Annotated in this window: 21 protein-coding genes; 16 read left to right on the top strand and 5 right to left on the bottom strand. The window is 64.8% G+C overall.

Translation table 11 applies throughout. From position 1 onward, the window contains the following. Positions 1–3 precede the first annotated feature (3 nt). Entirely contained in the window at positions 4–945 is a 942-nt protein-coding gene (locus QZZ02_RS05485; protein ID WP_291842892.1) for a type II CAAX endopeptidase family protein, read from the top strand. On the opposite strand, the gene uvrA is transcribed toward QZZ02_RS05485, so the two are convergent. Further along, a complete protein-coding gene (gene uvrA, locus QZZ02_RS05480) occupies positions 942–3,815 on the bottom strand; it encodes an excinuclease ABC subunit UvrA (protein ID WP_291842891.1) in 2,874 nt (957 codons plus the stop codon). The two genes, QZZ02_RS05485 and uvrA, sit on opposite strands and share 4 nt — an antisense overlap. A gap of 343 nt (positions 3,816–4,158) precedes the next feature. Between uvrA and ssb the strand changes: the two genes are divergently transcribed. The 7 genes from ssb to QZZ02_RS05445 all read left to right on the top strand — a co-directional run bounded on the left by ssb (position 4,159) and on the right by QZZ02_RS05445 (position 11,007). After that, positions 4,159–4,644, top strand: a complete 486-nt coding sequence (ssb, locus tag QZZ02_RS05475; protein WP_291842890.1) for a single-stranded DNA-binding protein — start codon at positions 4,159–4,161, stop codon at positions 4,642–4,644. Continuing rightward, a complete protein-coding gene (locus QZZ02_RS05470) occupies positions 4,628–5,347 on the top strand; it encodes a hypothetical protein (RefSeq protein ID WP_291842889.1) in 720 nt (239 codons plus the stop codon). The genes ssb and QZZ02_RS05470 overlap by 17 nt, the downstream gene beginning before the upstream one ends. A 138-nt stretch (positions 5,348–5,485) precedes the next feature. Next, the gene (locus QZZ02_RS05465; RefSeq protein ID WP_291842887.1) at positions 5,486–5,911 is read left to right on the top strand and encodes a BlaI/MecI/CopY family transcriptional regulator; all 426 of its coding nucleotides are present in this window, start codon (positions 5,486–5,488) and stop codon (positions 5,909–5,911) included. Next, on the top strand, positions 5,908–7,578 hold the full coding sequence (locus QZZ02_RS05460; protein WP_291842886.1) for a M56 family metallopeptidase: 1,671 nt from the start codon (positions 5,908–5,910) through the stop codon (positions 7,576–7,578). The genes QZZ02_RS05465 and QZZ02_RS05460 overlap by 4 nt, the downstream gene beginning before the upstream one ends. A gap of 69 nt (positions 7,579–7,647) precedes the next feature. After that, on the top strand, positions 7,648–9,180 hold the full coding sequence (locus QZZ02_RS05455; protein ID WP_291842885.1) for a serine hydrolase domain-containing protein: 1,533 nt from the start codon (positions 7,648–7,650) through the stop codon (positions 9,178–9,180). Between the two features lie 70 nt (positions 9,181–9,250). Continuing rightward, on the top strand, positions 9,251–10,546 hold the full coding sequence (locus tag QZZ02_RS05450) for an SDR family oxidoreductase (protein ID WP_291842884.1): 1,296 nt from the start codon (positions 9,251–9,253) through the stop codon (positions 10,544–10,546). After that, positions 10,546–11,007 carry a DUF2269 domain-containing protein gene (locus QZZ02_RS05445; RefSeq protein WP_291842883.1) on the top strand — a complete coding sequence of 154 codons (462 nt, stop codon included), beginning with the start codon at positions 10,546–10,548 and terminating at the stop codon, positions 11,005–11,007. The genes QZZ02_RS05450 and QZZ02_RS05445 overlap by 1 nt, the downstream gene beginning before the upstream one ends. Here the strand turns inward: QZZ02_RS05445 and QZZ02_RS05440 are convergent. Continuing rightward, positions 10,991–12,022 (bottom strand): kelch repeat-containing protein, encoded by a 1,032-nt coding sequence (locus QZZ02_RS05440; RefSeq protein ID WP_291842882.1) that lies wholly within the window; start codon positions 12,020–12,022, stop codon positions 10,991–10,993. The two genes, QZZ02_RS05445 and QZZ02_RS05440, sit on opposite strands and share 17 nt — an antisense overlap. 11 nt (positions 12,023–12,033) lie before the next feature. Further along, the gene (locus QZZ02_RS05435; RefSeq protein ID WP_291842880.1) at positions 12,034–13,344 is read right to left on the bottom strand and encodes a nucleotide pyrophosphatase/phosphodiesterase family protein; all 1,311 of its coding nucleotides are present in this window, start codon (positions 13,342–13,344) and stop codon (positions 12,034–12,036) included. 493 nt (positions 13,345–13,837) lie between these two features. Here QZZ02_RS05435 and QZZ02_RS05430 point away from each other — a divergent pair, with 493 nt between their 5' ends. After that, complete coding sequence (locus tag QZZ02_RS05430) at positions 13,838–14,443, top strand: EF-hand domain-containing protein (RefSeq protein ID WP_291842879.1); 606 nt, start codon at positions 13,838–13,840, stop codon at positions 14,441–14,443. A gap of 198 nt (positions 14,444–14,641) precedes the next feature. Here the strand turns inward: QZZ02_RS05430 and QZZ02_RS05425 are convergent, their stop codons facing one another. Then, on the bottom strand, positions 14,642–15,922 hold the full coding sequence (locus QZZ02_RS05425; protein ID WP_291842878.1) for a hypothetical protein: 1,281 nt from the start codon (positions 15,920–15,922) through the stop codon (positions 14,642–14,644). Positions 15,923–16,740: 818 nt separating this feature from the next. Here QZZ02_RS05425 and gyrA point away from each other — a divergent pair. From gyrA to QZZ02_RS05400, 5 genes are all read left to right on the top strand, one after another. Continuing rightward, positions 16,741–19,533, top strand: coding sequence for a DNA gyrase subunit A (gyrA, locus tag QZZ02_RS05420; RefSeq protein WP_366511504.1), 2,793 nt, complete (start codon positions 16,741–16,743; stop codon positions 19,531–19,533). A gap of 109 nt (positions 19,534–19,642) precedes the next feature. Continuing rightward, on the top strand, positions 19,643–20,128 hold the full coding sequence (gene coaD, locus QZZ02_RS05415; protein ID WP_366511503.1) for a pantetheine-phosphate adenylyltransferase: 486 nt from the start codon (positions 19,643–19,645) through the stop codon (positions 20,126–20,128). A gap of 2 nt (positions 20,129–20,130) precedes the next feature. Then, positions 20,131–21,084 (top strand): peptidylprolyl isomerase, encoded by a 954-nt coding sequence (locus tag QZZ02_RS05410; RefSeq protein WP_291842964.1) that lies wholly within the window; start codon positions 20,131–20,133, stop codon positions 21,082–21,084. Positions 21,085–21,092: 8 nt separating this feature from the next. After that, positions 21,093–21,545: a peptidylprolyl isomerase gene (locus QZZ02_RS05405; RefSeq protein WP_291842874.1), complete on the top strand. Its 453-nt coding sequence runs from the start codon at positions 21,093–21,095 to the stop codon at positions 21,543–21,545. A gap of 4 nt (positions 21,546–21,549) precedes the next feature. Then, positions 21,550–22,155 carry a peroxidase-related enzyme gene (locus QZZ02_RS05400; RefSeq protein ID WP_291842873.1) on the top strand — a complete coding sequence of 202 codons (606 nt, stop codon included), beginning with the start codon at positions 21,550–21,552 and terminating at the stop codon, positions 22,153–22,155. Here the strand turns inward: QZZ02_RS05400 and QZZ02_RS05395 are convergent, their stop codons facing one another. Next, entirely contained in the window at positions 22,156–23,151 is a 996-nt protein-coding gene (locus QZZ02_RS05395) for an endonuclease/exonuclease/phosphatase family protein (protein ID WP_291842872.1), read from the bottom strand. It abuts the gene before it with no gap. Between the two features lie 93 nt (positions 23,152–23,244). Here QZZ02_RS05395 and queA point away from each other — a divergent pair, with 93 nt between their 5' ends. Then, positions 23,245–24,306, top strand: coding sequence for a tRNA preQ1(34) S-adenosylmethionine ribosyltransferase-isomerase QueA (gene queA / locus QZZ02_RS05390; protein ID WP_291842871.1), 1,062 nt, complete (start codon positions 23,245–23,247; stop codon positions 24,304–24,306). After that, positions 24,303–25,445, top strand: a complete 1,143-nt coding sequence (tgt, locus tag QZZ02_RS05385; protein ID WP_291842870.1) for a tRNA guanosine(34) transglycosylase Tgt — start codon at positions 24,303–24,305, stop codon at positions 25,443–25,445. Before queA ends, tgt begins: the two co-directional genes overlap by 4 nt. Position 25,446 lies beyond the last annotated feature (1 nt).

The raw sequence follows: 25,446 nt of genomic DNA, 5'->3' as shown, positions 1-25,446 counted from the left end.
AACATGGCCGGACAGGAAATTTATGCCAAGCGCGGGCTGCGGGCCCGGCGGACCTGGACGGCGGCGGCCATTCCCATGGCCATTGCCCTGATCATCCTCGGCGCGGTCATCGGTGCGATAGCCGGTGTCCTCCTCGGCTATATCTCGGCCGATGGCACGTCGGACGAGACCTGGCAGGGCATGACCTATACGCTCATCGGCACGTTTGCGCCGGGAGCCGTGCTGGTCTTCCTCTGGGTCATCTTTTTCGAGCGGCGCCCGCTTGCCGCCCTTGGCCTGAATGCGAATTTCCTCGGGCGGTTTGTGCGCGGCTACGGACTTGGCCTCGCCTTCCTCGCGGTCGTGGTCGGCGGTATCTGGCTGCTGGGCGGGTATCAGGTCGAGGCCAGCGGATCACTCGCCCTGGCGATTCTCATACCCGCCGCCTGGGTCCTGCTCGGCTTCATCGTGCAGGGCTCGACCGAAGAGATCTTCATGCGCGGCTGGCTGATGGGGCTGATCACCTCCCGGCACGGGATTGTCTGGGGCGTGGTGATCAATTCGGCGATCTTCTCGCTCCTGCACGGCGCCAATATCGCGATGTCGGCCGAGCTGGCTTTCGGCCTCGCCAATATCCTGCTGGTCGGGGTGATGCTGTCCTTCTACGCCATCAAGGAAGGCTCGCTGTGGGGCGTGTGCGGCTGGCATGCGGCGTGGAACTGGCTGCTGGCGTCGGGCTTTGGCCTGCCGGTCAGCGGCCATGACAGCCCGGTCAGCCCGATCCTGATCGATCTCGCCGACAGGCCCGACGCCGCCTGGTGGCTCACCGGCGGTGTGTTCGGACCGGAAGCCAGCGCCGTGACAACCGTCGTCCTGCTCGCCGGCACGCTCTACTGGGCGTTCAAGGGCAAGGCGGCGGATTACGGGGTTGAGGCGGCGCCGGCCCCGGCAGAAGCCGCCGACTAACCCGCCTTCTTCCGCAATTCCTTCGCCCGTTCCAGCATCGGGGCCAGATAGCGACCGGTCCAGCTGCGCTCGACCTTGGCGACGTCTTCCGGCGTGCCGACCGCGACGATCTCGCCGCCGCCATCACCGCCTTCGGGGCCGAGATCGATCAGCCAGTCGGCGGTCTTGATGACGTCGAGATTGTGCTCGATGACCACGACCGTATTGCCGGCCTCGACCAGCTCGTGCAGCACTTCCAGCAGTTTGCGGACATCCTCGAAATGCAGGCCGGTGGTCGGCTCGTCGAGAATGTAGAGCGTCTTGCCTGTGGCGCGCTTGGACAGCTCCTTGGAGAGTTTCACACGCTGGGCTTCACCACCGGAGAGCTGGGTCGCCGGCTGGCCGATCTTCACATATCCCAGGCCGACACGCTTGAGGGTTTCCATCTTGTCGCGCACGGCCGGCACGGCCTTGAAGAAGTCGGCGCCTTCCTCGACCGTCATGTCGAGCACATCGGCGATCGACTTGCCCTTGAACTGGACCTCCAGCGTCTCGCGATTGAAGCGTTTGCCGTGGCAGACATCGCAGGGCACGAAGACGTCGGGCAGGAAGTGCATCTCGATCTTCACCACACCATCGCCCTGGCAGGCTTCGCAGCGACCGCCCTTCACATTGAAGGAGAAGCGGCCCGGCTTGTAGCCGCGGGTCTTGGCTTCCGGCAGCTGGGCGAACCATTCGCGGATCGGGGTGAAGGCGCCGGTATAGGTGGCCGGATTGGAGCGCGGTGTGCGGCCGATCGGTGACTGGTCGATATCGATGACCTTGTCGAGCCGGTCCAGCCCTTCAATGCGGTCGTGCGGAGCGGGGACCTGCTGGGCCTTTTGCAGCTTGCGCGCGGCGGCCTTGTAGAAGGTCTCGATGGTCAGGGTCGACTTGCCGCCGCCCGACACGCCGGTGACGCAGGACAGGACGCCGAGCGGAAATTCCGCATCCACCGCTTTGAGATTGTTTCCGGTCGCGCCGACGACTTTCACCGTGCGTTTCTTGTCGATCTTGCGGCGCCGGGTCGGCACTTCGATGCGCCGCGTGCCCAGCAGATACTGGCCGGTCAGGCTGTTCGGGTTGTGGGTGACTTCCTCCGGTGTGCCGGCGGCGACGATCTCACCGCCATGAATGCCGGCGGCGGGGCCGAGGTCGACGACATAATCCGCGGTCAGGATGGCTTCCTCGTCATGCTCGACAATGATCACCGTATTGCCGAGATCGCGCAGCCCGCGCAGGCTTTCCAGCAGGCGGGTATTGTCGCGCTGGTGCAGGCCGATCGAGGGTTCGTCGAGGACATAGAGCACGCCGGTCAGGCCGGAGCCGATCTGGCTGGCCAGGCGGATACGCTGGCTCTCGCCGCCCGACAGTGTGCCCGAGGCGCGGTCAAGCGTGAGATAGTCCAGCCCGACATCGACTAGGAAACGCAGGCGCTCGCGGATTTCCTTGAGGATGCGCTCGGCGATCTGTTTTTGCTTCGGGCTCAGCGTCGCTTCCACGGCGCCAAACCAGTCCCGGGCATTGCGGATGGAAAGTTTCGAGGCGTCGGCAATGTCCTGGCCGTCGATCTTGACGCTCAGCGCTTCCGGCTTCAGGCGCCGGCCGCCGCAGGTCTCGCAGGGCTGGGAAGACTGGAAACGGGCCAGGTCCTCGCGCACCCAGCTGCTGTCGGTCTCGCGCCAGCGCCGTTCGAGATTGGGGATGACGCCTTCAAAGGGTTTCTGGGTCTCGAATTTCCGCAGCCCGTCCTCATAGACGAAGGTGACCTTCTCCTTGGTGCCAAAGAGGACAATCTTGCGGAAGGGTTCGGGCAGGTCGCGCCAGGCCTGGAACATGTCGCCGCCGAAATGTCCGGCCAGGGCCTGCAGGGTCTGCTGGTAGAGTTTCGAGGTCGCCCGGCTCCACGGCGCGATGGCACCATCGGAGAGCGGCTTGTCGCGATCGGGCACGACGAGGTCCTCGTCAAACTTGAGCGACTGGCCCAGACCGTCACAGCTCGGACAGGCGCCGAAGGGATTGTTGAACGAGAACAGGCGCGGCTCGATCTCGGAAATGGTGAAGCCGGAAACCGGGCAGGCGAATTTCTCCGAGAAGATCATCCGTTCGGCCTGGCCCTTCTCGTCCTGGCGGTCGGCGAACTCGGCGACCGCGAGCCCGTCGGCCAGGCGCAGCGCGGTTTCCAGACTGTCGGCGAGGCGGCTTTCCATGTCCGGCTTGATGACGATCCGGTCCACTACCACGTCGATATCGTGCTTGAATTTCTTGTCGAGCGTCGGCGTGTCTTCCAGCGTGTAGAACTCGCCGTTGACCTTGACCCGCTGGAAGCCGGCCTTCAGCCATTCCGCGAATTCCTTGCGGTATTCGCCCTTGCGGCCCCGCACGACGGGGGCCAGCAAATAAAGGCGGGAGCCATCCTCCAGCGCGGTCAGCCGGTCGACCATCTGGCTGACGGTCTGGCTCTCGATCGGCAGGCCGGTCGCGGGCGAGTAGGGCACGCCGACGCGGGCCCAGAGGAGACGCATATAATCATAGATCTCGGTGACCGTGCCGACGGTCGAACGCGGGTTCTTCGAGGTCGTCTTCTGCTCGATCGAGATCGCCGGGGAGAGGCCTTCGATACTGTCCATGTCCGGCTTGGACATCAGCTCAAGGAATTGCCGGGCATAGGCCGACAGGCTCTCGACATAGCGGCGCTGGCCCTCGGCATAGATCGTGTCGAAGGCAAGGGAGGACTTGCCCGATCCGGACAGGCCGGTGAACACGATCAGCTTGTCGCGCGGCAGCTCGACCGAAACATTCTTCAGATTGTGTTCGCGTGCGCCCTGCACGCGGATTTTGTCGAGCGCCATGCGTCTGCCTGTCTTTATTGGTCACGCCTGTCGGCTGAGAATCGCAACCGGTGCGGAACGTTAGGGGAACGTCGTGTGGTCTGTCCAGCGCACGAGGTCGATGTCAGGAGATAGGACGCCGATCCCGCCGGGTCCAGCGCCGGACACGGGACAACTGACATGACGGTGGCAGGAGGCGTGCTTGCGGCGAGGTGTGATTGCCCTGTTGCGCTCGACTGGACTCTGTCGCCAGCCTCCTCTCAAATCACCGTGACTCGCAGGCGTGAATTGACCTGCGGAACAGAATGTGAACACTGGGTTGCCCCTGATAACAGGACCGGGCAGCAAGGATGGAGAACGGGCGATGGCGGGAAGCGTGAACAAGGTAATTCTGGTCGGCAATCTGGGACGTGATCCGGAGATCCGCCGCATGAACAATGGCGATCCGGTCGTCAATCTTTCGGTCGCGACCTCGGAAAGCTGGCGCGACAAGTCCTCCGGCGAACGCCGCGAGAAGACCGAATGGCACCGTGTCGTGATCTTCAACGACAATCTCGCCAAGGTCGCCGAGAATTATCTCAAGAAGGGCTCCAAGGTTTATGTCGAGGGCCAGCTTCAGACCCGCAAATGGACCGACCAGAATGGCCAGGAGAAATACTCCACCGAGGTCGTGCTGCAGCGTTTCCGTGGCGAGTTGACCATGCTCGACGGTCGCAATGAGGGTGGTTCCGGCGGCGGTGGCGGCGGCTACGAGGAAATGGGCGGCGGCTCCGGTGGCGGCCAGCGCTCGATGGACGGTCCGAAGGAAGATTTCCGCAATGCTGATCTCGATGATGAAATTCCGTTCTAGCCTGACCGGCCTGATCGGCGCCGGCCTGCTTGCCGCTTCGGCGGCGGGGGCGGTGCTGGCCCAGGATGCGACCGGCGACGCCAACGCCCGGTCGCCCGGGATCGTGGTGATCCCGATCGAGGGCGGTGAAGCGCATTTCGTGGTCGGCGACATGGCCTGGGGCGACGCGCTGGGCACGCTCAGCCAGCTCCAGACCCAGACCGAGATTCCGCCTGATGAGCTGGCGCAGCGCCTGTGGCTGGCACGGCACGATTCTCCGCCACTCTTCATGTTCGAGCTGGCCCGGATGACGGTCGATTCCGATCCGGCCTTTGCCATCCAGGCCTATTTTCTTGGCCGCGTTCGCACCATGTATGATGCGGCGCGCTGCCTCGACTCATCCGCGATCGAGATCATCAATGAAGCGTCGGCCTATGCCGGTGAAGCGATCATCTCGGTGATGGCCGAGCGTCCCGAACTGACCGTCGCGGCCATCGAAACCATCCTTGAATCCGGCAGTGCATTCAGCGGCGGCAACTCGCCCTGGTGGGCGTGTTCCTTCGGGTCGAATGCCTATTTCGCCGCCGTCAATGAACAGACATTGAGCGGTGACGAGTGGTTGATGGTGGAAAATCGCTGGCCGGCCATCGAGGCGCGTATCACGGCAAACATTCAGAGCAATCTGGAGATGATGCGTGCCACGATCGTGGCAACGGACGACTAGGAAGGCGGGCGTCCAGGCCTGCTCGGCAAGGCGATCGGGAATGAGATCCCGGCCCTTCCATGCTCAATTACTAATTTTTTAGTTGATGATGTCCGGGTGGCGCAGGCACCTTGTCACCATCAACTAAGGAATTCGTAGATGGCCCGTCCGGCATCCCCTCAACTCACTGATGCCGAGCAGCGCATCATCACCGTTCTTTGGGAGCGCGGCGAAGCCAGTGTCCGGGAGGTGACCGATGCCCTCAGCGCCGAACACGGACTCGCCTACACCACCGTCCTGACCACGATCCGGATCATGACCGACAAGGGTTATGTCGGGTTTCGAAAGTCCGGGCGCGCCCATATCTATTCCGCCCTTCTCAGCCGCGATGGTGCACGAGCCCAGGCCCTCGGCTCACTGGTCCGGTCCCTGTTTGGCGGCTCGGCGCAAAGCCTCGCCCAGCATCTCGTGCGCGAGGAAAAGCTGACTCTCGATGATATCGACGCCCTGCGCGCCGCCGTGTTGCAGGGGGAGGTCCGTGACCGGCCGGTCACTGATGATGAGGACGGGGAGGGGCAATCATGACGCTCGAAACCGTGCTGCTCGCCGGCCTGGCTAGCGGGGTCGCCGCAACCATGTTTGCGGTCCTGGTGACCGGACTGGATCGTCTGCTGCCGGCGTCCCTTGTGCGCGAACGGCATGACCTGGCCCTGGCCGCGCTGGTCGTCATTCCGCTGGTCTGCCTTCTGGCCCTGCGCACCGCACCGGAAACGCCGCTCGCCCCGCCCGAGTTGACGCGAGCCAACACGTCGATCACCAGCCTGGCGCAGGCGGCCGGGCCGCGAGCCGGCGGGCTGCCTGGTGCGGCCGGGATTGCGGAAGACCGGGCAGACAGGCCGGTGTCCGACATGTGGAGGCCCGTTTTCCGAGCGCTGTTGCTGCTCTGGCTGATCGGGTTCGTCGCCATGGCCGTGCGTCTGGCGCGCGACTTTCTTGCCCTTCATCACATGCGCTCCGCCGCAAGCCCGCTGGACTGTCCCGAGACCTTGAGCCTGTCAGCCCCACTCCCGCTCGCCACCAGCGAGGCCGTGACGGCGCCCATGCTGGCCGGCTACCGGCGGCCGCAAATCCTTCTGCCTGACGGCTTCATGCTCAATCAGGCAGCCCTGCCGGTGCTCGAGCACGAGATCGCCCATGCCCGCCGCGGCGATGCATGGACCGTGCTGGCGCTGCGGGGATTGCACGCCGTTTTCTGGTGGGTTCTGCCGCTGCAGCCGCTGATGGATCATCTGGAACGCAACCGGGAAACCCTGTGCGACCGGGACGCTGCCCGGATCACCGGTCGGCCCCGCGATCTGGCCCTCGCCCTGATCGAGGCCGCTGCCTCGAACACCCGTCAAGCCTCTCTCGCGCTGGCCGCTGCGCCGGCACGCTCGAGCCTGGCCCACCGTGTCGGACGGCTGACCGCTGCCGATGAATGCAACAGAAAGGATACCCCGATGCGTCTCGCGCTCATTCTTCCCGTCCTCACCGCAACGGCGCTGGTACTGACACCGCAATTCGGCGAGGCCCGCGCCATGGAAGGCAGCGACACCCGTCCGTCTCCGCTGCGTCATCTCGATGATAGCTACAGTCTCGACGCTCGCCTCTACCAGGCTGCCCGGCGCGGCCGCGCCGGACAGGTCAGCACGCTGCTGGCCGAGGGTGGCAATCCGGATGTCCGCTACCGCGGCGATGGAACGGCCTTGATCGCGGCGGTCCGGTCCGGCGATGCCGAGACGCTCCAGACCCTGCTCGATGCCGGCGCCAATCCCGATCTTGGTGTTGATGGTGACGGCAATCCGATGATCGCTGCGGCGGCCCGCGGCCGTGATGATCTGGTCCAGCGCCTGCTCGCTGCCGGCGCCAATGTGGATGCGGGCCAGTCCGGCGACGGCAATCCGCTGATCGCGGCCGCGCTGCATGGCCGGGTCGGTACGGTTGATCTGCTGCTCGGCGCCGGGGCCGATCCGGACGGCTATGTCTTCGGTGACGAAACCCCGCTGGTGAATGCTGCCCAGCAGGGTCATCTTGCTGTGATCGAGCGCCTGGTCGCGGCCGGGGCCGATCTCTCCCTGACGGTGCGGGCCACGGACCGCAATGGCCAGGAAATTTATCGCTCGCCGCTGAGCGAGGCCCGTCGGACCGGTCATGGCCGGATCGCGGCCTGGCTCGAAGCCCGCGGCGCCCAGCACAATGAGCCGACGCGCTGAGCCGGCGGATCGGCCGGGCCCGACCCGGTCGATCCACACACCACCCCCAAAGCGAAACAGGAGAGTTGGATGATCCGCCCGTCTTTCGCCGGTCTGGCGAACCCCTTTGTCATGCTTGCTTTCAGCCTCGCCGTCCTTCCCGGTCCGTCAGCCGCAGCCCAGACCGAGCCGGCCGATTTCGTCGAGGCGCTGCGGCCGCGTGTCGTGACCGGTGTCGCCGATGAAACCTGGTCGCTGGAGGCGCGCATGGCCCATTACGGCGTCCCCGGTGTCGCCATCGCTATCATTGCCGATGGCGACATCGTGCTGGCGACCGGTTATGGCGTCCTGCAGGCTGGAGGCAGTAACCCGGTGACCGCCGACACAGTTTTCTCCGCCGGTTCGGTGAGCAAGGTCGCCACCGCCAGCCTGATCCTGCACCTTGTGGCGCAGGGCGAGCTGGACTTGGACCGGGATGTCCGCGCGCAATTGACCCGTTGGCAGCTGCCGGCCGAGCGCGACATGTCGCCGGAGGCGCCGGTGACGCTGCGGGCCCTCCTGTCGCACACCGCCGGGTTCAACCTGCACGGCTTTGCCGACTTCCAGCCCGGCGAGGCGCTGCCAACGACCGTCCAGACGCTCGACGGCAAGGCGCCGGCCACGCATGCGCCGCTGGCGCGCGAGCATGCCCCGGCCACGCGCTATCGCTATTCCGGTGGTGGTTACACAATGGTTCAGCTGCTCGTCAGTGATGTTCTCGAGCGCCCGTTCCAGGAGGCCGCTGCCGCCCATCTCTTCGCCCCGCTCGGGCTTGACCGGTCGAGTTTTGCCAATCCGCTGCCGCAGGCCCATGGCAATATTGCCCGGGCCCATGACCGGCTCGGCGCGCCGGCGGCCCTGCCGCGCGGATACGAGGCGATGCCGGAAGCCGCTGCATCGGGGCTTTGGACCAGTGCCCATGATCTGGGCCGTCTGGTGACGATGCTGATGGCGGACTATCACGGCCAGGGGCGCTATCTGCCCCAACCGCTCGCCATCGAGATGCTGACCCGGGTGGCGCCGGGTGAACATGGTCTGGGGCCGCGTGTCACCGGCCTGGCGCAGGACTTCTTCTTCCATCATGGCGGAGCCAACAATTCCTACCAGACCTGGATCGAGGGGCATCCGCAAAGCGGGGAAGGGCTGGTCATCCTCACCAATGGTGCGCGCGGCCGGGCCCTGATCAACGAGATCCGCAATGCCGTTTCCGACACGATGAACTGGACAATCAACGCCCCGGTCATCGATCCCGGCCTCGACCTACCTGAAGGTCTGCTCGCCGACTATGCCGGTACCTACACGCTCGACCAGAGCTTCCCGCTGGCCTTGCGCCAGCAAATGGTCGGGCGCTTCTTCCAGAACGATCTGGAGATCCGCGCGACGGACGGAGCGCTGTCGGTCGGCGCAGCCGGCACCGAGCAGTTTTTCGAGCTGGTTCCGCTCAGCCCGACATGCTTCCTGATACCGGCGATCGAGGAGACAGTCGGGCTCGCCCGGATCGATCTTCATCGGGACGCGCGGGGCCGGACCACCGGCATGAGCTTCTCGCTGGAAAACGCAATCTCCCATTATCAGCGCCAATAGGCTGACACCCCGGCTTCCCTCCCCGCTTGCGCCGTCTAGACTGGCGGTGCAGCTGAGGCGGGGTGGGGACATGCGCATTCTGATTGCCGGAGCCAGCGGGTTTATCGGGTCGCATCTTGCGGCCCGTCTTCACGCCGAAGGCCATGCCGTCATCGCTGCCGCGCGCGGCGTGACGAAAGCGCGTCGCAGGGCGCCTTGGCTGGACTGGGTGGCGTGCGATTTTCGTTGCGACACGACGGAGGACTGGATCCCCCGCCTGGTCGATGTCGATGCCGTCATCAATTGCGTCGGCGTGTTGCAGGACGGGCTCGGTGACAATAGCCGCAAGGCGCATGTCGATGGCGCCGCCGCCCTGTTTGCGGCCTGCGAGCTGGCCGGCGTGCCGCGCGTCCTGCACATCTCTGCTGTCGGTGTCGACGCGGCCGCCCGGTCCGGCTATGCGCGCGACAAGCTGGCTGGCGAAGCGGCGCTGAAGGCCTGCAATCTCGACTGGCTGATCCTGCGGCCCTCGCTGGTCATCGCCCGCAATGTCTATGGCGGGACGGCATTGGTGCGCAGCCTGTGCGGCCTGCCTTTCGTCACCCCGGTGGCTGGCGGCGGGCAGGTCTTCCGGCCGATCGGCATGGACGATCTGTGCGCCGCGATTGCGGACCTCCTCAGGCCTGACGCGCCGACCCGTACCTGTTTTGACCTTGCCGGGCCGGAACGGGTCAGCCTTGCTGACACTGTGCGCAGCTATCGGCGCTGGCTCGGCTTCGGCGACAGCCGGATCTGGGCCGTGCCACGATGGCTGGCGCGCCCGGCCTTCCTGTTCGGCGACCTTCTGGGCTGGATGGGCGTGCGCACCTCGATGCGCTCGAATGCGCTCAAACAGCTCGATTTCGACGTTGAGGGCGATCCGTCAGCCTGGCTCGCAACGACCGGGGCGACCCCGCGCGGCTTCCATGACTGGCTCGCCGCCCACCCGGCCGGGCTGCAGGACCGCTGGCACGCCCGGCTCGGCCTTGCCCGGCCTCTGGCGCGCTGGGTCCTCGGGCTTTACTGGCTGATGACCGGGGTGCTGGCGCTGACCATCGCCAGGGATCACGCCTATTCCATCCTCGCGGACGGCGGATTTTCCGCAGCTGCCCGGCCGCCCGTCCTGTGGTTCGGTTCCCTGTTCGACATCGCCATGGGGCTTGGCATGCTGGCCAAGTGGCGGGTACGCCTGCTCTCGGCGATCATGATCGCTGGCAGCTTTGCCTATATTGCCACGCTCAGCGTGACCCTGCCGGGCCTGTGGGCCGATGCTCTGGGCCCCATTCTCAAGGTCTTCCCGATGATGGCGCTGGCGCTGATGATTGCTGCGACCGAGGATGAGCGCTGATGGAGCTCTACCCGGTTCTGCGGCTGATCCACATCCTCGGCGCAGCCGTCCTGTTCGGATCGGGCGCGGCGATTGCCTTTTTCATGCTGATGGCCTGGCGCAGCGGCGAGCGGGCCGGCTTTGCCCTGGTCGCGCGCCATGTCGTGCTGGCCGACTGGGTGTTCACCGCGAGTGCTGTCGTGCTGCAACCCGTCTCCGGTCTCGCCCTGGCCCATGTGGCCGGCTGGTCCCTGACCGCGCCCTGGCTGGTGGCGAGCGTGGCGCTCTATCTCTTCATCGGGGCGTGCTGGCTGCCGGTTGTGTGGATCCAGATGCGGGTGAAGCGCCTGCTGGCCGAGGCCGACGGTCCTGCCATTCCCGAGGCCGTGCACCGGCTGATGCGGATCTGGTTCGCGCTCGGCTGGCCAGCCTTTGCGGCGCTGATCGCGCTTGTCTGGCTGATGATCACGAAGCCGGGATAAGGCGTTCGACGAGATCGCTCGTATTGCGACCGCTGGCGCTCGACGCGCCGCCAATGGCATAGATCGCACCATCCAGACCGACACCGCCGAGGCCGTGGCGCGGGGTGAGCATGGGCGGACCGGCCTGCCAGGCATCGGCCTGCGGATCATAGACCCAGACCTGCGGGTAAACCCCGCCGCCATTGTCGAAATACTCACCGCCGAAAGCATGAATCCGGCCTCCGGCGACCGCCGCCGCCAGACCGCCCTGGCCCTGGGGCAGGGGGGCGCGGCGATGCCAGGCATCGGTGACGGGATCATAGGCCTCGTGATGGGTTTCATTGCCGGCATTGACCCGGCGGCCGCCGACGACATGGAAGCGACCGTCCAGCACGACACCGGCGGCCGAGTTTCGCGGGTTGGGATTGGGCGCCCGGCGGGACCAGCTGTCGGCCGCGGCGTCATAGGCGAGATGGTCGCCGCGATCGCCATGATCGGGCCAGTTGGCATTGGCCTCGCCATCGGGCTGACGACCCGTGGCGACATGGATCAATCCGCCCAGCGAGACCGCGCAGGTCTCGGCATAGGGCGTCGGCATGGGCGCCATTTCGGTCCATTCATCGCGCGCCAGCTCGTAGCGCGTTGTATTGGGGATCATCTCCCAGATGCCGCCATCACCGGCCCGGAAGCCGCCAATCGCGTAGACGAAGCCGTCATGCCCGACGAGATTGGGGTGGTGGCGCGGTTCCGGCAGCGGGGCGCGGGTCTCCCAGGGCGAGGCCGGGTCGGCGGGCGCGTGCTGCACGAAGAGCTGGTCGCTGATCGAGTCGACATTCGCACCGTTGCGCGCCTCCAGCCCGCCCGCGAGATAGAGGCGTCCATCCAGCAGGCCCGGATAGATTTCCTGCACGCGGCGGGGCAGGGCGGCCATGACCTGCCAGGCCGTCTCGCCGGATTGTTGCGCCGCCCATGCCGGAGCGGGGAGGCCGCAGGCCGCCAGGCCGGTCAGCACGGTCCGCCGGTTCATTCCGGTCATCGCAATCTCCCTCATTGCGCCGGGCAGCGTCCGCCCGTGATGCGCTCAACCTCCGCCGGATCACCATCGGTCGGCGCCGGCTCGAGGTCCAGTGCGCAGGCGATCAGGCCATAGACATTGATGTTTTCGAAGGCGGCCGGGCGTGTACCCTGCGGGAATATCGGGCCGGCGCCGATGAAGGTCGCGCCCATCGTGTCGGCATGATTGTCATAGCCGTGGGTGGCCAGCAGGCTGGCGATATAGGGGTTGGAGAGGTCGGTGTCGGAGCGCGTCAGCAGCCAGCCGGGATCGGCGTGGATGAACAGGTCCGGCCCGCGATCGGGATGGTCGAAATGCCAGTGCGCCGGCATGTCGTCTCGACGATAAGCCTGCATGTGCGGATGGGCGCCCTGGAGTTCGGCATGGATGCGGGCCACGGTCGCTGCATCGCCATAGCCCATGAGGAAGGGTTCCAGACCGGCGCCGTACTCACCGCCGAACTCCTCGATGAACAGACCCTCGAGATCGGCCAGTTCATCGACGGCGATCGAGCGCTCGGTCGAGACATTCACCATGCCATGGTCGGAGACGATGATCAGCGTGACCCGGTCCATCATGCCGCGCGCCTCGAGGCCTGCAACCAGCTCGCCCACCAGCGCATCGACCCGGGCGACGGCGTCGCCCTCGGCCTCTGTCTCGACGCCGGCGCGGTGCACGACCGTGTCGACATGATCCATGTAGAAGGCGGCAAAGCGCGGCTGTTCGGCAAGCGGTGCGTCGAACCAGGCCAGCACTTCCGCTACGCGCTCCTCATAGGGTTTGTTGTGCTCGTAAGGGTGCCAGACCGTCGGTCGGATGCCGTTGATCTCCACTTCCGAGCCGAGCCAGAACATGATGTGCGAGCGCAGGCCCTGTTCCTCGGCCGTGATCCAGATCGGCTCGCCGCCCCACCAGCGCGGATCCTGCGGGCTGCCGCCGGAATTGGAGAAGGTCTCGTTCAGCCGCCGGTCCCAGGGCGAGTTGGAGACCATGCCGTGATGTTCCGGATAAAGCCCGGTCGCCAGCGAGTAGAAATTCACGAAGGTCTTCGTGGGCATCACCGGATACATGCGCTCGGGACGCGTGCCGCGCGCGGCGAGGGCACGCAGATTGGGCGCCTCATGCCGGTCGATCGCGTCAAAGCGAAGCGCGTCCAGCCCGATCATGATGACAACCGGCGGCGCGTTCGCCGCAACCCGTTCGGCGGCCGGTTCGGTGGACGGTTCAGTGAAGGGTGCAGGCAAATGGCTGCAAGCGGCGATAAGGCCCGTCAGCATGGCGATGGTGAAAATACGGAACGTCATGAAAGCCCCCGATCGGTGGTATGGGTCAACCGCTTCGGCCCTAGTGAGGCAGGCCCGCCGCGACAAGGCAAGGATTTGTGACGGCGGCGGTGCAGGGCCGGCCCGGATATCTTTTCTTCCCCACATGTGGGGAAGTGGCCCGAGGCGCAGCCTCGGGTCGATGGGGCCGAGCGAAGCGAGGGTGGGGCGAAGCGAGGGCGGGGCAAAGCGAGGGGGAGCGTGGCACACCACCTGCGGCGGCCCCTCCGTCTCGCTCGTTCGGGCGATCCACCTCCCCGCAGGGCGGGGAGGAAAGGTGCATTCGTACTCCGGCCGTGCTCGCCCACCCCCGCCTGACCAAAATTTCATCAATGAAATCAGTGTCCGGACGTTAAAAGGCGTGCGTCGGGACGGCAAATCGGTTCTTCTTGGCCGGCCTGGTGTGGCCAGATCGGCTCGCACTTGGATGTCAGCGTGAAACAAGGGTCGGCCCGCCTGGCGGGTCGGAAACGACATGAAACGGCGTGAAAAACAGAGCGAGTTCCTGGAAATCCGCATCGGTCACCAGACCAAGCAGGACTTCATGCAGGCTTGCCAATCGCAGGGCGTCACAGCCAGCGAGGTGTTGCGCGCCTATGTCGAGACCTATTCCGGTTCACGCCGACCGCGCCGGGTGCTCCCCAGTCTCAATTTCAAGGAGTACGCCATGCCTGCCAGTTTTCTCGCCCTCATCTCGGTTGTCGCTGCGGCAACCGGTCTGCAAACCACATCACCCGCCGACGCGGACCGGAATGATCCGGAAGCCAGCTTTGCCTCTGTCGACCGCGATGGCAGCCAGGATTTTGACCTCGCCGAACTCTTCGAGGAGGCCGGCCTCACCGCCGACGGCCATCTCGGCCCGGAACTGCGCGCCGAGGTGACCGGCTCGGTCCAGACCGCCCTGGCCGAGCTCGGCATGGACGCCCAGCAAGGCGTCGCCTCGCCGGACTATCTCGCCCGCGTCATCGCCAATGCCGAGCAAACGGCTGCACAAAGCGTCACCGCCGTCTTCCACATGATCGACACCAATGGCGATGGCCGCGTCACCCGCGACGAGTTCATGAATTACCGCGTGGAGTGATTGCGCCGATGGACCCGGCCGCGCTGCGGCCGGGGCTGTTGGGGGGGGCAAAGAAATTCGAGATTGGTTGTGAGGCGGGGCTCAGGGCGCTTGCGCGCTCCAAATCGATTGTTCTCGTTGATCTCAGAAACTGTCGTTTTTAACACCCGATGACCTAGGACCCAACTGATCAATTGGCTAGATAAACCGAGGTTGATATCAATCCAATGTCTCCGCGATTGCCTCCACTCGCGGCCGGAAGGTGTTGACGTATCGATTCACACGCTCGCGCATCCACGAGACCAACTCCGCGCGATTGTTGGAGTCGTGCAGCGGGCCAAGAACATGCGCTTCGCCTATGTTGATCTTTCCAGACTTCGGCTCAGTCTGCCGAGCCTCAGGGCCAAGCTCTTCCAGGATGTCCTCGATTTCGGGAAGCATCGCGCGAGCAATTTCACCACCAAAGCCGGTGCGTGTGCCTGTGAAGAAAATTCCAGCCTGATTGCTGCTGCGGGCCAGATATAGGGTGATCCAGTTGTCTTTGATCATGGTGCCGCCACGGGGCGCGGGAAGCCAGAAATTGATCGTCTCGCTTGTCTTTGGTTTAGCCAGCTCTTGTGAGCGATCGTCCAGTTCTAGGTTGGAAAGCACGTCAGTCCAGAACGCAAAATTCTCGCCGCTGATGAGGCGTTTGGCCTCGTCTACGGTCTCGTCTTGCTCTTCTTCTTCGGTCGAGCCGTCATCGATAATTCGGGGAGCGCCATCCGGGGCGAAGCCAAACACGTATCGACCTATGATGGTTGTCTTCGCTAACGTGCGCGGCGTGACGAGACGTTGCCCGTCGGTGGTCTCGAATACAGGCAGTTCGACAAGGCCGAAGCTGAACTGCAATGCGCCTGATCCAGTCAGGTATTCGCCTATCGCCTCGACTCCCTCGCGAATGCCGTCTCCGACAACGAGGAGCACGCAGCGGCCATCCCGCAAGTTTCGGGTGACATTGTCGGTGAACGTCTTCTGATCGAGGTTTCCCGTGCAAGAGGCCACAAAATTGAATAGCTCGAAGTCCGCCCCTTTGCGCGCGGCGCAAGCTCGCTGGAGGTCTTCGTAGGACCACTTTTGAAGCTCTTTGGCGTAGTCGATGATCTGCCCGACGACTTCACGTCGAGCCTGGGGGTTGTTCCAGAGCTTGCATTCGACAAGCAGTGGCATGCCCGTCGGAGTGATCATGAATACATCGATAGGTCCGGCCCGCGTGGGCAGCTCATCACAAACAGGAACGGGATCGACGCAGGTTGGGTCGATTTCGTTCAGCGGCAAGAGCGCCGGGTGGTTGAGCACGAGGCGCTGGATAAACGCCTCGTCGTATCCGCGCACCTCTGCGCTCCCGCTCCGTTGCACCGGGGAAAGGGGCTTCGCTACAGTCCCGCTGGCGTCGATCAATATCGGTGATCCATATTGCCGCATCGATATCTCCTGGCTCACGTCGGCCTTTTTGCGCATCGATCTGTGCCAAAACCGCTTCCGCTCTGTTCAGGCGCCCCGGCGCAGACCTTGCCATAATCTGCTTGCTGGGAGTTCGCCGTATCGGGTTCTTCAGGTCAAGGGCGGCGCAGCCGCCGCTTCGCGGTTTCACCCTTGAGCTGAAGAACCCGATACGGCCTGCTGGCTGACAAGCAATGTATGGATCGGTCTGCGCGACGGCGCCGGGGTGGACGGGGGAGAGAGATATGTCACCTGTCCCCCACCCGCTTGTCATCCCGGCCGAATGGCCTGCGAAAGCAGGCCGCAGAGCCGGGACCCATTATCGCGAAAGCTGGCCGCACCGGGCGTATGGGTCCCGGATCTGCGCCCTGATCAAGTCAGGGCTCCGCCCGGGATGACAAGGGTATTGGAAACCCCGGACCCACCGTCATCCCGATGACAATCGGGACCCAGTCTGCGACGCGACGTCATTGCAGGGTTCGGCGAAATCGGGTCTGCGAGACTGGGTCCTGACTTTCTTCAGGATGACGGTATGTGGCGGGGTGAGTGTCGGAAAAAGTGCGGGACGTGTGCCTGCCCCCCAACCGCCCCCCGCATTTGCTCTCCCCTCCCGCGATTGTTAAGACTCTGCGACAGGAAAGCCGCCTGATTCACGCTGTCGATTCGCGCCCGCGCGCGAGGCTGGGTGAAGGGCGGCGATTTTCGTGACGGGCCGGTCGGGGCAAGCATGACCGGCTTCGCGATACAATGAAAAGAGGGCCGCCTTGAGCGATCACGACGACACGCCGAACACCCCGGACGAGGGACCCGAGAACGGACCCGAAAACGCTGGCGGCCTGCCGCCGGCCCTGCCGGACGGGATTGGCAATATCGCCATCGAGGACGAGATGAAGTCGTCCTATCTCGACTATGCGATGAGCGTCATCGTCTCGCGCGCCATCCCGGATGCGCGTGACGGGCTGAAGCCGGTCCACCGCCGCATCCTCTACACGATGCACGAGAACGGCCAGACCCACGAGAAGTCCTACCGCAAATGCGCCACCGCCGTCGGTGACGTGATGGGTCGCTACCACCCGCATGGCGACCAGGCCGTCTATGACTCGCTGGTCCGCCTGGCCCAGGAATGGTCGATGCGGGTGCCGCTGATCGACGGGCAGGGCAATTTCGGCTCGGTCGATGGCGATCCGCCCGCCGCCTATCGTTACACCGAAGCGCGCATGCAGAAGGTGGCCCAGTCGCTGCTGGCCGATATCGACAAGGATACGGTCAATTTCATCGACAATTATTCGGCCGAGCGCCAGGAGCCGGTCGTGCTGCCGGCCCGTTTCCCCAATCTCCTGGTCAATGGCGCCGGCGGCATTGCCGTCGGCATGGCGACCAATATCCCGCCGCACAATCTCGGCGAGGTGATCGACGGGACGCTGGCGCTGCTGGAAAACCCGGCCCTGACCGAGGGCGAGCTGCTGGATTATATCCCCGGTCCGGATTTCCCGACCGGTGGCCTGATCCTCGGCCGCTCGGGCGCCCGCAATGCGGTGCTGACCGGGCGCGGTTCGATCGTGATGCGCTCGCGCACCTCGATCGAGGAAGTCCGCAAGGACCGCATGGCGATCATCGTCCATGAAATCCCCTACCAGGTGAACAAGGCCTCGATGATCGAGAAGATCGCCGACCTGGTGCGCGAGAAGAAGATCGAGGGCATTGCCGATCTGCGCGACGAGAGCGACCGCAACGGCATGCGCGTGGTGATCGAGCTGAAGCGCGATGCCAATGCCGATGTCATCCTCAACCAGCTCTATCGCTGGTCACCCCTGCAGACGAGTTTCGGCGCCAATATGCTGTCGCTCGTCGGCGGTCGTCCCAAATTGCTGGGTGCGCTGGATATTCTCAAGGAATTCCTGCGCTTCCGCGAGGAAGTGGTGGCGCGCCGGGCCAAGTTCGAGCTCAACAAGGCGCGCGACCGGGCCCATGTCATCATCGGTCTGGCCCTGGCGGTTGCCAATATCGACGAGGTCATCGCCCTCATCCGCAAGGCGCCCAATCCGGCGACCGCGCGTGAGCAATTGATGGCGCGCGACTGGCCGGCTGTCGATGTGGCGCCGCTGGTGGAACTGGTCGCCGATCCGCGCTCCATGCTGCGCGCGGACAATACGCTGCGCCTGACCGAGGAACAGGCCCGCGCGATCCTGGAACTGCGCCTCAACCGCCTGACCGGTCTGGGCCGCGAGGAGCTGGGCAATGAGGCGGCGACGCTGGCCGAGCAGATCGCCGACCTCCTGGACCTCTTGCGCTCGCGCGAGCGGGTGCTGGGCATGATCCGCGACGAGCTGGTCGAGGTGCGCGACAATTATGCGACGCCGCGGCGCTCGGAATTCGTTGATGCCGAGCTCGATTTCGAGGACGAGGATCTCATCCCGCGCGACGAGATGGTCGTCACCGTCACCCATGGCGGCTATGTCAAGCGAACGGCACTGTCCGACTACCGCGCCCAGCGTCGCGGCGGCAAGGGCCGGTCCGGCATGGCGACCAAGGACGAGGATTTCATCTCGACCCTGTTTGTCGCCTCGACCCACGCGCCGCTCCTGTTCTTCTCCAATCGGGGCATGGTCTACAAGACCAAGACCTGGCGTCTGCCGCTGAGCGCGCCGAACACGCGCGGCAAGGCGCTGATCAACCTGTTGCCGCTGGAGCAGGGCGAGACCATCACCTCGATCATGGCGCTGCCCGAGGATGAGAGCGTCTGGGCCGACATGAATGTCATGTTCGCCACCAACAAGGGCACTGTCCGCCGCAACCGGCTGTCGGACTTCGTCCAGGTCAATCGCAATGGCAAGATCGCGATGAAGCTGGAGGAAGCGGACGACCAGATCGTCAATGTCGTGCTGTGTACCGAGGATGATGATGTCTTCCTGACCACGCACAAGGGCCGCGCGATCCGCTTCCCGGTGACCGATGTCCGCATCTTCGCCGGCCGCAACTCGGTCGGGGTGCGCGGCATCCGCCTGGCCGACGGGGATACGCTGATCTCGATGGCGATCCTGCACCATGTCGACGTGACCTCGCCGGAAGCCCGTACCTATCTCAAGCACGCCACCGCCATGCGGCGCGCGCTGGGTGACGAGGAAGACGTCGATCTCACCCACCATGATCCCGACGAAGAGGCCGAGGATGAAGCGGCCCTGTCGACCGAGCGCCTGGCCGAGCTCGGCGCGGCCGAGGAATTCCTCCTCACCGTCGGGTCCGACGGCATGGGCAAGCGCTCGTCGGCCTATGATTTCAGGGTGATGGGGCGCGGCAATAATGGCGTCGCCGCCACCGACATCAAACGCGACGTGCCCTTGTCGGCCAGTTTCCCGGTCGAGGATGCCGATCAGATCATGGCCGTCACAGATGGCGGTCAGTTGATCCGCTTCCCGGTCGATACCGTCCGTATCGCCAGCCGCTCGTCCCGCGGTGTTCGCCTTATCCGCCTGAATGAAGGCGAGAATGTCGTCGCCGTCGTGCGCATCCAGGATGCCGGCGATGATGGCGAAACGGTCGAAGAAATCGATGCCGAGGGCGGCCCTGCCGCCCCGGGCGATGCGGATGCCGGTCCGGCCGCCGGGGGCGAGACCGGACCCGGCGAGTAGAGCCAGCAAAGGGCCGGAGTGATTGAAATCGCTCCGGCCTTCTGCCAGACAAGGGCCGGGCGCCGGGCAGGCGCCTTGAGGGCATCAGGCCCGGGAGAGATTGGTCATGATCCGCACAGCGCTCTATCCGGGCACGTTTGATCCGCTGACCAATGGTCATATCGACATTGTCGGCCGGGCCGTGAAGCTGGTGGATCACCTGGTGATCGGGGTTGCCGTCAATGAGGGCAAGAATCCGCTGTTCAGCCTCGAGGAACGTGTCGACATGGTCCGCGCCGAGGTCGCCCCGTTTGCCGATGGTGCCGATATCGAGGTGCGCCCGTTCGACGGGCTGCTGATGCATTTTGCCGAGGAAATCGGCGCCCAGTCGATTGTTCGCGGGCTTCGTGCCGTGTCCGATTTCGAGTATGAATTCCAGATGGTCGCCATGAACCAGCAGCTCAATGACGATATCGAGACGCTGTTCCTGATGGCCGATCCGCGTCACCAGGCGATCGCGTCGCGCCTGGTCAAGGAAATTGCCCGTCTGGGCGGTGATGTCTCCGCCTTCGTGACGCCGAGTATTGAACGCCGATTGAAGGAGCGTCTTGCGTGATCATGCGTTTTACACTGTCCGCCTCCCTGGCACTCGCGCTGAGCGCCGCCGCCTGCGCCCGTGAGGCCGGGACCGATGCGAGCCAGGCTGAAGCCGGAAATGCCCGGGCTGATGCCGTGGCAAGCGCCCAGGCCGCGCCGGCGGCACCGCAATGGGAATTTCCCGAGGATGCCTGGCGGACGGCCGACCAGGAAGACCTGCTTTATATCGACACCGATCACGGCATGGTCATCGTCGAAATGGCACCGGAATTCGCGCCCAATCATGTCGCCCGCATGCGCAGTCTGGCGCAGGAACGCTTCTATGATTTTCTGGTCTGGCACCGTGTGATCGACGGATTCATGGCGCAGGGCGGCGGGGCCCGCTCCAATCCCGGCCATGCTGCGGAAGTCGAAGGGCTGGAGGCTGAATTCACGGTGCGCCGCGCCGGCGAACCGGTGGTGACCGAGCTGCAGGATCGCATCATCAATCCGCGCGCCTTGCCGCAGATAGCCAAGGCCGGCTTCTGGGATGGTTTCCATGCCGGGACGCAGACCGCCGCCCTGGCAGCGATCACCGGCGATGGCCAGGTTCAGTCCTGGCTACTTCATTGTCGCGGTGCGGCCGCGGCAGCGCGGACCGCCGATCCCAATTCGGCCCGCAGCCAGTTTTACATCACCCGCGGCAATGCCGAGCATCTCAACGCGCAATACACGTCCTGGGGCCGTGTACGAGTTGGCCAGGAAGCCGTCGATGCGATTGCCGTCGGCTCGTCCATGGATGATCCGGGCTTCCGGCCGGACAATATCCGCTCCATGCGGACCGGCGATGAGCTGCCGGCCGATGAGCAGGTGATCATCCAGGTGGCCGACACCGATTCAGCGGCCTTTGCCGCTTATCTCGACACGCTGCGCGACACGTCTGGAAATCTGCCGGACATTTGCGATATCACCGTGCCGACCCGGATTGTGGAATAGGAAGACCCATGGCTGAAGAACAACTCGTATTCACGCTTGAAGGCGGTGACGTCACCATCAAGCTGCGTCCTGACCTCGCGCCCAAGCACGTGGCCCGCATTACCGAGATGGCGAAGGAAGGCTTTTATGACGGGCTGAACTTCCATCGTGTGATCGACGGTTTCGTGGCCCAGGGCGGCTGTCCGAACGGCAATGGCATGGGCGGTTCCGGCCAGCACATTCCGGCTGAATTCTCGGCCGAGCCGCATGTGCGTGGCACCATGTCGATGGCGCGCGCCGCCGACCCGGACAGCGCCTCGAGCCAGTTCTTCATCTGCCTGGATGACGTGCCCTACCTCAACAACCAGTACACGGTCTGGGGCGAAGTGATCTCCGGCATGGAACATGTCGACGCGCTGCCCAAGGGCGAGCCGCCGGCCAATCCGGGCAAGATCATCAAGGCGACGGTCGTCGAGGCCTGAGGCCTTGAGCTGGATAAAGACACTCGATCGAAAGGCGGCCGATGGCCGCCTTTCGGCTATCTATGACCGGGTGGCCGGCAAGACCGGCCAGATCGACAATATCCTCGCTGCCCACGCGCTGCGCCCGCACACGCTGGAGGGCCATATGGCCCTTTATAAAGCCGTGCTGCACCATTACGGAAACAGTCTCGACAAGGCCTATCTGGAAGCCATCGGGACCTGGGTCAGCAAGCTCAATCGCTGCACCTATTGCGTCGAGCATCATTTCGAAGGATTGCGGCGGCTGGTCGCCGATGAAGAGCGCGCTGCACAGATCCGCGACGCCATCGACAGCGGCATTCCCGAGCGTGCCTTTTCCGGGCGCGAGCTGGCCGGCCTGCGCTATGCGGAAATCCTGACGCGTGCGCCCGACACGCTGAGCCGGCAGCATGTGATCGCCTTGCGCGAGGCCGGTTTTGATGATGGCGAGATCCTCGAGATCAACCAGGTGACCGCCTATTTCGCTTACGCAAACCGGACCGTGCTCGGCCTCGGTGTCAGCCATGACGGCGAAACCCTGGGGCTGTCACCGGGCAGCTCGGATGATCCGGACAACTGGTCTCACGACTGATCAGTCCGCCGACAGCTGCATCCGCGTCACCAGTGGGCGATGGTCCGAGCCGGTATTCGGTCCGGCCTCGATCGAGACGGTTTGCCAGGCCTGACCGGCAAAGACATGGTCGATCCCGATCAGCATGGGCGACACCCCGAAATTGGCCGACGGGTCAGCGCTGAACAGGCCTTCCGACGGCCAGGTCGGCAGGGCGACGGAGCGACGTTCGAGGGCCAGATCGCGTTCAATCCGGGCAAGGGCCCGGGACGGGGGGGCCGCGTTGAAATCACCCATCACCACCATGCTTGTCTGGTCCATCTGACCGAGCGAGCGGGCCAGATTGCGTCGCTGACAGTCCTGGGCTGCGCTGGGGAAGGGCCAGGTCAGATGGACGGAAACAACATTCGCTTCGCGCCCGTCCGGCAATTCGATGCGGGCCCAGACGGCCGGCGGCAGCTCCCAGTCACATGGCACCGCATTCTCGAAGGAAATCTCCGGCGGGTGGCGGACGCAGCCACTGTCCAGAATTGGCAGGCGCGACAGTAACCGGACCGAGCGGCAGCGGGCGATGTGCGGGTAGCCGGATTCGAGGGCATCGACGACGGGCTTGGCATTCCGGGTTGCTTCCTGAAGGGCCAGGATATCCGGCGCGAGTGCTTCGAGGACGGATGGTGCGCCGACCGGATTCGTGCTCAGACCCCAGAGATTGTGGGTGACAAAGGTCAGCTCGATCATGGCGTCGTCGCTGTCTGCGAGGGCTTGCCGGTCGGGGCGGCGAAGTCCTTCCGGAATCGCTGGCACCAGGATCGCGATACAGCCGAGGGCCAGCGCAGGCGCCAGCCAGCGATGGCGATTGCGCAAGGAGAACAGTGTCACGGCCATCACAAACACGACCACCAGCGGCCAGATCTGCCGCCAGGCATCGAAGCCGCGCCACATCGGGGCGAGGGTCGTGAAGGCAGCGACGCCCATGACGGCGCACAGGGCCAGGAAAGCGGAAATCGTGTGACGCACGTGATGAACTCGCCGTGTGAACCGGAGCTATTGGCAGGCTTTCTACACGCCAAAGATTGCGAAGCGGTGTGTCCGAATATAGACCCCGCAGCCATGCGTGTTTCCGATTTTGACTTTCACCTCCCCGAGGAGCGGATCGCCTTGCGTCCCGCCCGTCCGCGTGATGCGGCGCGGATGCTCCATATTGCCTCCAATGGCGTCTTTTCCGATCGCGGCGTTCGCGACCTGCCGGACATCCTCCGGAAGGGCGATCTCATGGTTTTCAACGACACCCGCGTCATCCCGGCCGCCCTCAGGGGCGTGCGTCCGGCGCGGGCTGTCGGTGGCGGCGGACCGGTCGAGGTCGAGGTCAATCTGCACAAGCGAATCGATGCGTCAGCCTGGCGGGCTTTCGTGCGGCCGGCCAAGCGCCTGCGGACCGGCGACCGGATTGCCTTCGGCGAGACGCTCGAAGCCGAAGTCACGGGCAAGTCAGAAGGCGGCGATGTCCGTCTGGTCTTCAATGCGACCGGTCCAGCGCTCGATGCCGCCATTGCGACCGCCGGAGAGATGCCGCTGCCGCCCTATATCGCCCGCAAGCGCGGCGTCGATGAACAGGACGAGGCCGATTACCAGACCCTGTTCGCCACCCATGAGGGCTCGGTCGCCGCACCGACCGCCGGCCTGCATTTCACGCCGGAACTGATGGCGGCACTGGAGGCGCGCGGTATCGAGCAGACCCGCGTCACCCTGCATGTCGGGGCCGGGACTTTCCTGCCGGTCAAGTCCGACGATACGGATGATCACCAGATGCATTCGGAGTGGTGCACCGTCTCGGCGGAGGCGGCGGCCGCGATCAATGCCGCCAAGGCCGAGGGGCGGCGTGTGGTTCCGGTCGGTACGACGGCCCTGCGCACGATCGAGAGCCTGGCCACCGGGCCGGGTGTGATCAAAGCCGGCAGCCGCGACACCGACATCTTCATCACGCCGGGCTCGGACTTTGCCATCACCGACATGCTGATGACCAATTTCCACCTGCCCAAGTCGACGCTCTTCATGCTGGTCAGTGCGCTGTCGGGCCTGGACGTCATGCAGAAGGCCTATGCCCACGCCATTGCCGCGGAGTATCGCTTCTACTCCTATGGCGATGCCTGCCTGCTGGAGCGCCGCACATGACGACCTTTCCCTACGAGATCCATGCCACCGATGGTGCGGCCCGTACCGGCGTTCTCAAGACCTCCCGCGGCGATATCCGCACGCCGGCCTTCATGCCGGTCGGCACGGCGGCGACGGTGAAGGCGCTCTACATGGACCAGGTCAAGGCGACCGGGGCCGACATCATCCTGGGCAATACCTACCACCTCATGCTGCGCCCCGGCGCCGAGCGGGTGAAGCGTCTGGGTGGCTTGCACAAATTCTCGACCTGGCAGGGCCCGATGCTGACAGACAGTGGCGGCTTCCAGGTCTGGTCCCTGTCCAAGCTGCGCAAGATGAGCGAGGAGGGGGTGAAGTTCCGCTCCCATATCGACGGGTCGGAGCACAATCTCACCCCGGAACGCTCGATCGAGATCCAGGCCGACCTCTTGGGCGCCGACATCTCCATGCAGCTGGATGAGTGCACCCCGTTCGGATGTTCGGAGAAAGAGGCGCGCACCAGCATGGAACTCTCCATCCGCTGGGGGCAGCGCTCCAAGGCCGCCTTCGGCACGCGCGACAGCCAGGCCCTGTTCGGCATCGTCCAGGGCTCGGTCTTTGAAAACCTGCGCCGCGAAAGTGCCGAGCGCCTGATCGAGACCGGCTATGACGGCTATGCCATCGGCGGCCTGGCGGTCGGCGAGGGCTTTGAGAAAATGTGCGATGTGCTCGATTTCACCACGCCGCACCTGCCGACCGAGCGGCCGCGCTATCTGATGGGCGTCGGCAAACCGATCGACCTGGTCGAGGCGGTCGCCCGCGGTGTCGACATGTTCGACTGTGTCCTGCCGACCCGGTCGGGGCGTCATGGCCAGGCCTGGTCGGATTATGGCCCGATCAATATCAAGCGTGCCGAGTTCGCCGAGGATGACAGCCCGCTCAATCTAGAGATCGATTGCCCGGCCAGCACGGATTATTCCAAGGCCTATCTCCACCACCTTTTCCGGGCCGGAGAATATCTCTCGGCGATGCTGCTCTCCTGGCACAATATCGCCTACTTCCAGCACCTGACGGCGCGCATGCGCGCGGCCATTGCGGCGGGTGAGTTCGAGGCCTTCCGGCGGGATTTCCGGGCGAAGTGGGAAGAAGGTCAGGCCGAAGCGGCAAAGCGGGCGGGATAGT

The organism is Maricaulis sp., from assembly GCF_015665295.1.
GTDB lineage: Bacteria > Pseudomonadota > Alphaproteobacteria > Caulobacterales > Maricaulaceae > Maricaulis.
The sequence above is the reverse complement of the archived record's forward strand: the minus strand, read 5'-3'. Positions and strand labels throughout refer to the sequence as shown.